The sequence below is a fragment of the Paraburkholderia tropica genome (assembly GCF_914484835.1).
In the GTDB taxonomy this organism is placed as follows: domain Bacteria; phylum Pseudomonadota; class Gammaproteobacteria; order Burkholderiales; family Burkholderiaceae; genus Paraburkholderia; species Paraburkholderia tropica_A.
The window spans coordinates 14,945-27,477 of sequence record NZ_CAJZAR010000058.1 but is presented as its reverse complement, the minus strand read 5'-3'; the positions used below and the strand labels follow the sequence as shown (position 1 = coordinate 27,477).

The window sequence follows — 12,533 nt, the reverse complement described above, 5'->3', positions numbered from 1 at the left end:
GATTAACGACAATCGCGTAACGACGCGCGCTTACTTCTTCATCTTCCAGTCGTAGTCGATCGTCAGCGGCGCGTGGTCGCTGAACTTGATCTCCTTGAACACCGACACGTCTTTCGCCGTCGCCGCGATGCCCGGCGTGGCGATCTGGTAATCGATACGCCAACCCACGTTCTTCGCGTACGCCTGGCCGCGGTTGCTCCACCACGTGTACTGCTCGGGACGCTGGTCGAGCGTGCGGAACACGTCCACGTAACCCACGTCGTCGAACAGCTGCGTGAGCCACGCGCGTTCTTCGGGCAGGCAGCCGGAGTTCTTCTGGTTGCCCTTCCAGTTCTTGATGTCGATTTCCTTGTGGACGATGTTCACGTCGCCGCATACGACCACTTCGCGCTCGCGGCTGAGTTCGGCCAGATGCGGCATGAACGCGTCCATGAAGCGGTACTTGGCGGCCTGGCGCTCCTCGCCGCTCGAACCCGACGGCACGTACACCGAAATAACGGAAAGCTTGCCGAAGCGCGCTTCCACGTAGCGGCCTTCGGCGTCGAATTCCTCGCTGCCGAAGCCGATGATCACGTCGTCCGGCTCGTGGCGCGTGTAGACGCCCGCGCCGCTATAGCCCTTCTTCACCGCGTGCTGGAAATAGCCCTTGAAGTCGTGCGGTGCGAGGAATTCGGGCGTCATGTCGTCCTGCGAGCACTTGATTTCCTGCACGCAGAGCACGTCGGCTTTCTGGTCGCCGAACCATTCGAAGAAGCCTTTCTTCGCCGCCGAGCGGATGCCGTTGAGGTTCGCGGTGATCACACGCAGCATGTTGTGTTTCCTTGAAGTTTGCGTTGTTGGCGTTGCGGGCGCTCAGTCGAGTTCACTCGATCTTCATGCCGTTGAGTTCGGGTTTGGCGGGCGGAAATTCGAGCTTGAGGCCGTCCATCAGACGCAGCAGCAGCTCGGCCACCATCACGTTGCGATGCGTTTTCGAGTCGGCGGGAATCACGTACCACGGCGCGTAGTCGGTGGACGTGGCCGCGAGCGCGTCGTGGTACGCAGCCTGATACGCGTCCCAATGCTTGCGCGCTTCGAGGTCGGAGACATCGAACTTCCAGTGCTTCGTGGGATCGTCGATGCGCGCCTGGATGCGGCGCTTCTGCTCGTCCTTCGAGATGTGCAGCATGCACTTGATGATGGTCGTGCCGGTCTCGGCGAGCATGCGCTCGAAGTCGCGGATCTGCGCGTAGCGGCGCTCGCATTCGTCCGCGTCGATCTGGCCGAGCACGCGCGGCACCAGCACGTCCTCGTAATGGCTGCGGTTGAAGATCGCCAGCTCGCCCGCGCCCGGCACCTGCAAGTGCACGCGCCGGAGGAAGTCGCGCGACGCCTCGATGGGCGTGGGCGCGCGAAACGCCACGATGCGCAGACCGAGCGGATCGACTTCGTGGAACACGCCGCGGATCGTGCCGTCCTTGCCGCTCGTGTCCATGCCTTGCAGCACCAGCAGCACGCGGTCGTGACGCTGCGCATGCAGGCGTTCCTGCTGCACGTCGATCTTCTCGCCGACCTCGGTGAGATGGTCGCGGTCGCCTTCCTTGCTGCCCGTGGAAAACGGCTTCGCGGACGGATCGAAATCGGTCAGCGAAAACTTGTCGGCTTTCTTGTCGCCGAAGTACGGCACGCGGTAATCGTCGAGACTCGGGGACGGGGACGGTGACTTCGCCATGCTCTGCTCTCCTCGTGGTTCGGGTGACCGCTGCTGGATTCGTGCGCCATGACAGACGCGTCGTCAAAACAGGCGCGGGCGCAGGGCGATTCGATCCGCCCGTGCGCCCGCGTTTCAGCCGACAGGCCGCAAGACGATCAGCCGAGCTTCTTCTTGAGCAGCTCGTTGACCTGCTGCGGATTGGCCTTGCCCTTCGTGGCCTTCATCGCCTGGCCGATCAGCGCGTTGAACGCCTTTTCCTTGCCCGCGCGGAATTCCTCGACCGACTTCGGGTTCGCGGCGAGCACCTCGTCGATGATCGCTTCGAGCGCGCCGGTATCCGAAATCTGCTTGAGACCCTTCGCGTCGATGATGCGGTCGGCCGCGGCTTCGTCGGTGGCCTTCTCGTCCCACATCGCCTGGAACACTTCCTTGGCGATCTTGTTCGAGATCGTGCCGTCGGCGATGCGCGCGAGCAGCAGCGCCAGTTGCGCGGCCGAAACCGGCGACTCGCCGATTCCCAGGTCTTCGCGGTTCAGCTGCGACGAGACTTCGCCCATCAGCCAGTTCGCGGCGGCCTTCGCCTGCGCGGCGCCGGCCTTCGCGACCACGGCCTCGAAGTACGCGGCCATCGCCTTGCTCGACGTCAGCACGTTCGCGTCGTACGCGGTCAGGCCGTACTGCTCGACGAAGCGCGCCTGCATCGATTCCGGCAGTTCCGGCATCTCGCCCTTCACGCGCTCGACCCACGCCGCGTCGATCACGAGCGGCATCAGGTCGGGGTCGGGGAAATAGCGGTAATCGTGCGCGTCTTCCTTGCTGCGCATCGAACGCGTCTCGCGCTTGTCCGGGTCGTAGAGGCGCGTTTCCTGCACCACCGTGCCGCCGTCTTCGATCAGCTCGATCTGACGACGCACTTCGTACTGGATGGCTTCTTCGAGGAAGCGGAACGAGTTCAGGTTCTTGATTTCGGCGCGCGTGCCGAACTCTTTCTGACCGACCGGACGCACCGACACGTTAGCGTCGCAGCGGAACGAACCTTCCTGCATGTTGCCGTCGCAGATGCCAAGCCACACGACCAGCGTGTGCAGCGCCTTCGCGTAGGCCACGGCTTCCGCCGCGCTGCGCATTTCAGGTTCCGTGACGATTTCGAGCAGCGGCGTGCCCGCGCGGTTCAGGTCGATGCCCGTCATGCCCGCGAAGTCTTCGTGCAGCGACTTGCCCGCGTCTTCTTCCAGATGCGCGCGCGTGAGGTTGACGGTCTTCTCGTAGGCTTCCTTGCCGGCCTTTTCGTTGGCCGGAACCTGAATCGTGATCTGACCGCCCTGCACGACCGGAATCTCGTACTGGCTGATCTGATAGCCCTTCGGCAGATCCGGGTAGAAGTAATTCTTGCGCGCGAAGATGCTGCGCGGCGCGATCGTCGAGCCGATCGCGAGGCCGAACTGGATCGCGCGCTCGACGGCGCCGCGGTTCATCACCGGCAGCACGCCCGGCAGCGCGAGATCGACGGGGCAGGCCTGCGTGTTGGGCGCTGCGCCGAATTGCGTCGAGGCGCCCGAGAAGATCTTGGAGACCGTCGACAGCTGCGCGTGCGTCTCAAGACCGATAACGACTTCCCATTGTGTTGCCATGTTCACACCCCTGCCGGCGCCTTGCGATGCCAGTCGGTCGCGCGCTGGAAAGCGTCGGCGACCTGCAGCATGCGGGCCTCGTTGAAATAGTTGCCGACGATCTGCAGACCGACCGGACGTTGCGCGTTCGCGCCCGCGCCGAAACCGCACGGCACGCTCATGCCGGGCAGGCCCGCGAGACTGGTCGACAGCGTGTAGATGTCCGCGAGGTACATCTGCAGCGGATCGTCGCCCTTCGCGCCCAGATCCCACGCCACGCTCGGCGCGACCGGACCCATGATGACGTCGCACTGCTTGAACGCTTCCTGGAAGTCCTGCGCAATGATGCGTCGGATCTTCTGAGCTTGCAGGTAGTACGCGTCGTAGTAGCCGTGCGAAAGCACGTAAGTGCCCACCAGAATGCGGCGCTTCACTTCGGGGCCGAAGCCTTCAGCGCGCGACTTCTTGTACATGTCGAGCAGATCGGTGTACTGGTCCGCGCGATGGCCGAAGCGCACGCCGTCGAAACGCGAGAGGTTCGACGAGGCTTCCGCCGGCGCGATCACGTAATAAACGGGAATCGACAGTTCGGTCTTGGGCAGCGTGACTTCGACGAGCGTCGCGCCCAGCGACTCGTAGGTCTTGAGCGCGGCGTCGATGCTGGCGCGCACGTCGTCGGCGAGGCCCGCGCCGAAGTATTCCTTCGGCAGACCGATGCGCAGGCCCGCGAGCGGCTTGTCGGCGCTCGCGTTCGCGCCCCACTGCTGGCCGAGGTGACGCGTGTAGTCTTCGTCGTCGCGCGTGAGGCTCGTCGAGTCGCGCTCGTCGAAACCGGCCATCGCGTTGAGCAGCAGCGCGCAGTCGGCGGCGCTCTGCGCCATCGGACCGCCCTGGTCGAGCGACGAGGCGAACGCGATCATGCCGTAGCGCGACACGCGGCCATACGTGGGCTTGATGCCCGTGATGCCGGTGAACGACGCGGGCTGACGGATCGAACCGCCGGTGTCGGTGCCCGTTGCGGCGGGCGCGAGACGCGCGGCCACGGCGGCGGCCGAACCGCCCGACGAGCCGCCCGGCACCGCGTTCTTGTCCCACGGGTTCTTGACGGCGCCGAAGTGCGAGTTCTCGTTGGACGAGCCCATCGCGAATTCGTCCATGTTGGTCTTGCCGAGCGTCACCATGCCCGCGCGCTGGAGGCGCTCGACCACGGTGGCGTCGAACGGGCTCACATAGTTTGCAAGCATCTTCGAGCCGGCCGTCGAGCGCCAGCCGCGCGTGACGAACACGTCCTTGTGCGCGAGCGGAATGCCGGCGAGCGGGCCTGCGTGGCCCGAATGCAGCAGCGCGTCGGCGGCCTTGGCCTGGGCGAGCGTCGCGTCGGGATTGACGTCGACGAAAGCGTTCAGGTCTTGATGCGCCTCAATCCGGCTCAGAAAATGCTGGGCCAGTTCGACTGCGGAGCACTCCTTCGCAGCCAGCGCGGCGCGCAGTTCGGTCAAGCTTTTGTCATGCATTGCGTGATTCCTGGAAGAACGTGGCGGCGCTTCGCATTCCGTGCCGCGCCGCGAGGGCGCTGCGCGCCGGTGCGCCTCGCGCCCGGCCTTTCGGGTGTGCCGCCGTTCGCGGAACTGACTGTCCGCGAAGTTAAAGTCCGCGAAGTTAAAGTCCGATAACTCGGATTTCTTCGAAATTGACGCTAAATGCCAGCGTGTTTACTCAATCACGCGCGGAACGAGGTACAGTCCGTCCTGCACCGCGGGCGCGGGACGCTGGAAGGCGTCGCGGTCCACGGTTTCGGTCACGGCGTCCTCGCGCAGGCGCAGCGCGACATCCTCGATCTGCTCGATCGGGTGCGCGAGCGGCGCGATGCCCGTGGTATCCACGGCCTGCATCTGCTCGACGAGCCCGAAGAAGTTATTCAGGCGCTCGAGCGTATTGCCAGCCTCGGCTTCGGCCAGTTCGAGGCGCGCGAGATGCGCGATGCGCTTCACATCGGTCAGGGTCAGGGCCATGCGGTCACCGGAAAAAATGAGGCTGAAGCAGTGCGGAAAATTCGGTGCTGCAACAGCGGTTTATCGCGCCGGATCCGACTGTGGAAGAAAGCTTCGACGCGGTCAAAAACTGACCTTCGGATCCTGCAAAACAGGCAAAATTATAAGGTATCATTACGCGTTCGACTCAAACCCGGACCGCCTTGCGCCCGCCTTTCAACCCTGATCGCAGCAATTTGCGTTCAGCAGGCGCGCAACGGGGTTGCCTCCGGTCACCATTCCCGCAGTTTCAGGCTCCTCGCGGCGGCACTTTCCGCCCGTCCTGAGGCTGTTATTTTTTCCGCTGCCGCCCGTGACCCGCTCGTCCCACAGGTCGGCCACCAGCGAGACAGGATTTTTGAATGTTCGGTTTTCTGCGTAGCTACTTCTCCAACGATCTCGCGATCGACCTCGGCACCGCCAACACCCTGATCTACATGCGCGGCAAGGGCATCGTCCTCGACGAACCCTCGGTCGTGTCCATCCGCCAGGAAGGCGGCCCGAACGGCAAAAAGACCATTCAGGCAGTCGGCAAGGAAGCCAAGCAGATGCTCGGCAAGGTGCCGGGCAACATCGAGGCCATCCGCCCGATGAAGGACGGCGTGATCGCCGACTTCACCGTCACCGAGCAGATGATCAAGCAGTTCATCAAGACTGCACACGAATCGCGCATGTTCTCGCCGTCGCCGCGCATCATCATCTGCGTGCCCTGCGGTTCGACCCAGGTCGAGCGCCGCGCGATCAAGGAAGCCGCGCACGGCGCAGGCGCCTCGCAGGTCTACCTGATCGAAGAACCGATGGCCGCGGCAATCGGCGCCGGCCTGCCGGTTTCGGAAGCCACGGGCTCGATGGTCGTCGACATCGGCGGCGGCACGACCGAAGTGGGCGTGATCTCGCTGGGCGGCATCGTCTACAAGGGTTCGGTGCGCGTGGGCGGCGACAAGTTCGACGAAGCCATCGTCAACTACATCCGCCGCAACTACGGCATGCTGATCGGCGAACAAACCGCCGAAGCCATCAAGAAGGAAATCGGTTCGGCCTTCCCGGGTTCCGAAGTCAAGGAAATGGAAGTCAAGGGCCGCAACCTGTCGGAAGGCATTCCGCGCAGCTTCACGATTTCGAGCAACGAAATCCTCGAAGCGCTCACCGATCCGCTGAACCAGATCGTGTCGTCGGTGAAGATCGCGCTGGAACAAACGCCGCCGGAACTGGGCGCCGACATCGCCGAACGCGGCATGATGCTCACGGGCGGCGGCGCGCTGCTGCGCGACCTCGACCGTCTGCTGGCCGAAGAAACGGGCCTGCCGGTGCTGGTGGCGGAAGATCCGCTCACCTGCGTCGTGCGCGGTTCGGGCATGGCGCTCGAGCGCATGGACAAGCTCGGCAGCATCTTCTCGTACGAGTAAGCGTGCAGCCCTACGCTGCGGGCGCAACGGCGCATTTGCGATCCGGCGCCCCAGCTCTGGAACCTGGCGCTGAATGTGGTGTCACATCTGGCGCCGCATCTGGTGCGACTTATCGCGCCGCAGTGGGTGAAACTGTCGCTCGGTTGACGGTTCGGTGGCGGCAGCCCCTGCCCCGTTCCACCGTCCGCGCTGACCGTGCCGTTCGCGCCGCCCGTGTTGAGGCGGCGCTCGCGCCGCGCTTCGCGGTCCGGCCGTCGCGCCGCCAGTTTCACCGTTAGTTTCACCGAACCGCTCACGCCCCCGGCGCCGACCATGGAATACAGTCCGCCGCCTCTGTTCAAACAAGGCCCATCGGCACTCGCACGACTGCTGTTCTTCGTCGTGCTGTCGATCGCGCTGCTCGTCTCCGACGCCCGCTTCAAGACGCTCGAAGTCGTGCGCGGCGTGCTCGGCGCGGGCCTCTATCCGTTGCAGCGCGCCGCGCTCGTGCCGCGCGACCTGTTTATGGGCGCCGCCGACCTCGCGGTCACGAGCGCCTCGCTGCGTCAGGACAACACGCAGCTGCACACGCGCAATCTCCAGCTCGCCCAGCAAGCCAACGAGGCGGCCTCGCTCGCGGCGGAAAACACGCATCTGCGCGCGCTGCTGCAACTGTCGCAGCGCATCGGCGCGCAGACCACGCCCGCTGAAATCCAGTACGACACGCGCGATCCGTTCACGCAGAAGGTCGTGATCGGCGGCGGCTCGCAACAGGGCGTGCAGAACGGCTCGCCCGTGGTGACCGAAGACGGCGTGATCGGCCAGATCACCCGCGTGTTCCCGATGCAATCCGAAGTCACGCTCGTGACCGACAAGGATCAGGCCGTGCCGGTGGAAATCGTCCGCACGGGCCTGCGCAGCGTGATTTACGGCACGGCGCGCGGCGATCTGCTCGATCTGCGTTTCGTGCCGATCAGCGCCGACGTGCAGGCCGGCGACGAACTCGTCACGAGCGGCCTCGACGGCGTGTATCCGCAAGGTCTGCCGGTCGCGAAGGTGCTGCGCGTCGACAAGCAGGCCGATACGGCCTTCGCGCGCGTGGTATGCGTGCCGCTCGCGGCCGTGCGCGGCGCGCGTCAGGTGCTGGTGCTGCATGTCACGGCGCAACTTCCGCCGAATCCGGTGGAAGCCGCCGATGCCGCCGCCGCCGAAGCCGCGAAGGAAGCCAAGGAAGCGAAGAAGAAGGCCGCCAAGGGCGCCGACAAGAAAGCCGACACCAAGCCCGCCGCCGCCAACGCAGGCGCGGGCGCAAGTGCGGCGGCCGCCACGAGCAACGCCGCGCCCGCGAAATCGTCAGCACCCGCGCCCGCGCCCGCGAAATCGCCGGCACCCGCGCCGGCCAAGCCTGCCGCACAAGGGGGCAGTCACTGATGCCGCGTCCGCAATACATTCTTCAACCGGTCAATCCGTACTTCATCGCGTTCAGTCTCGCGGCGGCGTTCCTGCTGAACCTGCTGCCGTGGGGCAAGCTGCCCGGCGTGCCCGACTTCGTCGCGCTCGTGCTGCTGTTCTGGAACATCCATCAGCCGCGCAAGGTCGGCATGGGCATCGCGTTCTGCCTCGGCCTGCTGATGGACGTGCACAACGCCAATCTGCTCGGCGAACACGCGCTGGCCTACACGCTGCTTTCGTTCGGAGCGATCACGATTCACCGCCGCGTGCTGTGGATGTCGATCGGCCTGCAGATGTTCGCCGTCACGCCGCTGCTCGTGGGCGCACAGGTCGTGCCGTTCGTGATCCGCCTGTTGATGGGCGCGTCGTTCCCCGGCTGGGGCTATCTGATCAGCGGTTTCGTGGAGGCCGTGCTGTGGCCGGTCACGAGCGTGCTGCTGCTGCTGCCGCAGCGCCGCCCCGTCGATCCCGACGACACGCGGCCCATCTGAGCGGCCGCGCGCCGCTCGCCGTTGCAAGACGCCCGATGACTCACTCTTCTTACCGGCCCGCCGCAGCGCTCGCGCGAGGCGCGGGCCTCGTCGCCTGATCGCATGACCGAATTCAAGGACACTCAGCAGCAGCTCACGAAGTTCCGCCTGCGCGTTGCGGCGGCGGGCCTGTTCGTGTTCGTCTGCTTCGGGCTGATCGCGTTCCGTTTCCTCTATCTGCAGGTCTGGAACCACAGCAAATACTCGCTGCAAGCGGACGAAAACCGCATCTCGGTCGCGCCGATCGTGCCGAACCGCGGCATCATCACCGACCGCAACGGCGTCGTGCTCGCGAAGAACTACTCCGCGTACACGCTCGAAATCACGCCGTCGAAGCTCACCGACACGCTCGACAACACGATCGATCAGCTCTCGACCGTGATCCCGATCGATGCGCGCGACCGCCGCCGCTTCAAGAAGCTGCTCGAAGATTCGAAGAACTTCGAGAGCCTGCCGATCCGCACGCGCCTCACCGACGACGAAGTCGCGCGCTTCACCGCGCAGCGCTTCCGCTTCCCCGGCGTGGAAGTGCGCGCGCGCCTGTTCCGCCAGTACCCGCTCGGTCCGACGGCCGCGCACGTGATCGGCTATATCGGCCGCATCTCGCAGCGCGACCAGGAACGGATCGACGACATGAGCGACAAGAACGACAGCGATCCCGAGCATTACGATCCGCGTCTCGATGCGAACAACTACAACGGCACCGACTACATCGGCAAGATCGGCGTCGAGCAGAGCTACGAAACCGAGCTGCACGGTCTGACCGGCTTCGAGGAAGTGGAAGTGACGGCGGGCGGCCGCCCGGTGCGCACGCTCTCGCGCACTCAGGCCACGCCGGGCAACAACCTCGTGCTGTCGATCGACATCGGCTTGCAGCAGGTGGCCGAGCAGGCTTTCGCGGGCAAGCGCGGCGCGCTCGTCGCCATCGAACCGTCGACGGGCGACATTCTCGCCTTCGTTTCCGCGCCGAGCTTCGATCCGAATTCGTTCGTCGACGGCATCGACCAGCAAACCTGGGACGAACTCAACAACTCGCCCGATCACCCGCTGCTCAACCGTCCGCTGCACGGCACCTATCCGCCGGGCTCGACCTACAAGCCGTTCATGGCGCTCGCCGCGCTCACGCTGCACAAGCGCACGCCGCAATGGGGCTTCTCGGACCCGGGCTACTACATGTTCGGCGGCCACCGCTTCAACAACGACGTGCGCTCCGGCCAGGGCTGGGTCGACATGAACAAGGCGATCATGGTGTCGAACGACACCTACTTCTTCATGCTCGCGCACGACCTGGGCGTGGACGCCATCGCCAACTTCATGAAGCCGCTGGGCTTCGGCCAGCTCACCGGCATCGACATTTCGGGCGAGGCGCGCGGCATCCTGCCCTCGACCGAATGGAAGAAGAAGGCTTATCGCAAGCCCGAGCAGCAGAAGTGGTACGAAGGCGAGACCGTCAGCCTGGGCATCGGTCAGGGCTACAACTCGTTCACGATCCTGCAGCTCGCGCACGCCACGGCCACGCTCGCCGATAACGGCATTCTGATGAAGCCTCACCTCGTGAAGGCCATCGAGAACCCGATCACGAAGGCCGAACATCTGACCGTGCCCGCCGAAAGCGGACGGCTCGACGTGAAGCAGGCCGATATCGACGTCGTGAAGCGCGGCATGGAAAACGTGACGATGAACCCGTCGGGCACCGCGTATCAGCTGTTCCGCAACGCTCCGTACACCTCGGCGGGCAAGACCGGCACGGCGCAGGTGTACTCGCTGCAAGGCGCGAAGTATCAGGCGCACGCGGTCGCCGAGCATCTGCGCGACCACGCGCTGTTCACGGCCTTCGCGCCCGCCGACAAGCCCACGATCGCGCTCGCGCTGATCGTCGAAAACGGCGGCTGGGGTGCGCAGTCGGCGGGCCCGATCGCGCGCCGCGTGCTCGATTACTGGCTCGTCGACCGCCTGAAGCCGGGTGCGGAACAGGCGGCCGTGGCCGCTGCCGCGTCGGCGACGCAGGACGCGTCCGCGCCCGTGATCGGCGGCGAGGCGCAAGAGGCGTCGGGTGTCGCGGGCGCCGCGGGTGCATCCGGCGCTGCTGCCGCCTCGGGCGCGAGCGGCGCTTCGGCGGCCGCGCCCGCCAGCGCGCCCGTGTCGAGCGTGAAGGTGGCCGCAGGCTTCACGCCGCTGCCCTTCCCCGGCGCGGCGTCGGCGGCTGAAGCGGCATCGGCCGCTGCGGCGGCTTCGGCTGCCGCCAGCGCCGAGACGGCGTCGAACGCCTCCGCCGCGAGCGGCGCGCGCGCGCCGGCCGCGCCGCAAGCCAAACCCGCCGCGCCCGGCAACACCGCCAGCCCGCGCGCCAATGCAGGCAATAGCGCAGGCAATAGCGCGGGCAACAGCGCAGGCACCGGCACGAACGCCGATAGCGTCAATAGCGCCGACGCCGTGAACGGCGGCACCTCGGTCGCCGACGACGGCGCCGCCGCGCGTCCCGCCGCCGCCTCGCTGCCGCGCCATTTCGGCCCCGGCCCGCATCGTCCGCGCCGCCATGCGGGCGAGTCCGGCAACGCCACGCTCGCGCCGCCGCCCAAGGCCGCCACGGGCAACGCCGACGAGTAAGGACACACCATGCCTCTCCTCCAGTTCGACAAGATCGACAAGCGCGCCGTGCTCGACACGCTGCGCAAGATGTTCCTGGGCTTCGATCGCCCGCTCGCGCTCACGGTGTTTCTGCTGCTGTGCGTGGGCATCGTCACGCTGTACAGCGCGAGTCTCGATGTGCCGGGCCGCGTCGAAGACCAGCTGCGCAACATCATGCTCACCTTCGTGCTGATGTGGGTGCTCGCCAACGTGCCGCCCAATACGCTGATGCGTTTCGCGGTGCCGATCTACACCTTCGGCATCGCGTTACTGATCGCGGTCGCGCTATTCGGGCTCACCCGCAAGGGCGCGAAACGCTGGATCAACGTGGGCGTGGTCATCCAGCCGTCGGAAATTCTCAAGATCGCCACGCCGCTGATGCTCGCGTGGTACTACCAGCGCCGCGAGGGCGTCACGCGCTGGTACGACTTCGTGGTGGGTTTCGCGATCCTGCTCGTGCCGGTCGCCCTGATCGCCAAGCAGCCCGACCTCGGCACCGCCGTGCTGGTGTTCGCCTCGGGCGTGTTCGTGATTTATTTCGCGGGGCTCTCGTTCAAGCTGATCGTGCCGGTGCTGATCGCGGGCGTGATCGCGGTGGCCTCGATCGCGGCGTTCCAGGACAAGATCTGCCAGCCTCAGGTCAACTGGCCGCTGATGCACGACTACCAGAAGCACCGCATCTGCACGCTGCTCGACCCGACCTCCGACCCGCTCGGCAAGGGTTTCCACACGATTCAGGCCGTGATCGCGATCGGCTCGGGCGGGCCGCTCGGCAAGGGCTGGCTCAAGGGCACGCAGTCGCACCTGGAGTTCATCCCCGAGAAGCACACCGACTTCATTTTCGCGGTGTTCTCGGAAGAATTCGGCATGGCGGGCGGCATCGTGCTGCTCACGCTCTACATGTGTCTGATCGCGCGCGGGCTCTATATCGCGGCCAACGGCGCGACGCTGTTCGGGCGATTGCTGGCCGGTTCGCTGACGATGGCGTTCTTCACCTACGCGTTCGTCAACATCGGCATGGTGAGCGGCATCCTGCCCGTGGTGGGCGTGCCGCTGCCGTTCATGAGCTACGGCGGCACCGCGCTGACGACGCTCGGCATCGCGATCGGGCTGATCATGAGCGTCGGGCGGCAGAAGCGGCTGATGCAAAGCTGATCGCGCCGCACAAAACGCAAAAACAAAACGCGCCGGTTCTCACCGGCGCG

General features: G+C 65.7%; 10 protein-coding genes. 5 read left to right on the top strand and 5 right to left on the bottom strand.

Features of this window, described 5'->3' with window-relative positions; translation table 11 throughout:
- Positions 1 to 30: 30 nt before the first annotated feature.
- The 5 genes from LDO54_RS19800 to gatC all read right to left on the bottom strand — a co-directional run bounded on the left by LDO54_RS19800 (position 31) and on the right by gatC (position 5,315).
- Positions 31 to 810, bottom strand: a complete 780-nt coding sequence (locus LDO54_RS19800; protein WP_224012372.1) for an exodeoxyribonuclease III — start codon at positions 808 to 810, stop codon at positions 31 to 33.
- Between the two features lie 52 nt (positions 811 to 862).
- Positions 863 to 1,711: a PPK2 family polyphosphate kinase gene (locus tag LDO54_RS19795; RefSeq protein WP_224012371.1), complete on the bottom strand. Its 849-nt coding sequence runs from the start codon at positions 1,709 to 1,711 to the stop codon at positions 863 to 865.
- A 137-nt stretch (positions 1,712 to 1,848) separates the two neighbouring features.
- Positions 1,849 to 3,324 (bottom strand): Asp-tRNA(Asn)/Glu-tRNA(Gln) amidotransferase subunit GatB, encoded by a 1,476-nt coding sequence (gene gatB / locus LDO54_RS19790; RefSeq protein ID WP_224012370.1) that lies wholly within the window; start codon positions 3,322 to 3,324, stop codon positions 1,849 to 1,851.
- A gap of 2 nt (positions 3,325 to 3,326) precedes the next feature.
- Positions 3,327 to 4,817 (bottom strand): Asp-tRNA(Asn)/Glu-tRNA(Gln) amidotransferase subunit GatA, encoded by a 1,491-nt coding sequence (gene gatA / locus LDO54_RS19785; protein WP_224012369.1) that lies wholly within the window; start codon positions 4,815 to 4,817, stop codon positions 3,327 to 3,329.
- A gap of 198 nt (positions 4,818 to 5,015) precedes the next feature.
- On the bottom strand, positions 5,016 to 5,315 hold the full coding sequence (gatC, locus tag LDO54_RS19780; RefSeq protein ID WP_028217261.1) for an Asp-tRNA(Asn)/Glu-tRNA(Gln) amidotransferase subunit GatC: 300 nt from the start codon (positions 5,313 to 5,315) through the stop codon (positions 5,016 to 5,018).
- Between the two features lie 380 nt (positions 5,316 to 5,695).
- Here gatC and LDO54_RS19775 point away from each other — a divergent pair, with 380 nt between their 5' ends.
- From LDO54_RS19775 to rodA, 5 genes are all read left to right on the top strand, one after another.
- Positions 5,696 to 6,739, top strand: a complete 1,044-nt coding sequence (locus LDO54_RS19775) for a rod shape-determining protein (protein ID WP_004189550.1) — start codon at positions 5,696 to 5,698, stop codon at positions 6,737 to 6,739.
- Between the two features lie 312 nt (positions 6,740 to 7,051).
- The gene (gene mreC / locus LDO54_RS19770) at positions 7,052 to 8,149 is read left to right on the top strand and encodes a rod shape-determining protein MreC (protein WP_224012368.1); all 1,098 of its coding nucleotides are present in this window, start codon (positions 7,052 to 7,054) and stop codon (positions 8,147 to 8,149) included.
- Entirely contained in the window at positions 8,149 to 8,661 is a 513-nt protein-coding gene (gene mreD, locus LDO54_RS19765) for a rod shape-determining protein MreD (RefSeq protein WP_065061841.1), read from the top strand. Before mreC ends, mreD begins: the two co-directional genes overlap by 1 nt.
- Before the next feature lie 102 nt (positions 8,662 to 8,763).
- Complete coding sequence (gene mrdA / locus LDO54_RS19760; RefSeq protein WP_224012367.1) at positions 8,764 to 11,307, top strand: penicillin-binding protein 2; 2,544 nt, start codon at positions 8,764 to 8,766, stop codon at positions 11,305 to 11,307.
- Positions 11,308 to 11,316: 9 nt separating this feature from the next.
- A complete protein-coding gene (gene rodA / locus LDO54_RS19755) occupies positions 11,317 to 12,483 on the top strand; it encodes a rod shape-determining protein RodA (RefSeq protein WP_065061839.1) in 1,167 nt (388 codons plus the stop codon).
- Positions 12,484 to 12,533: the final 50 nt, after the last annotated feature.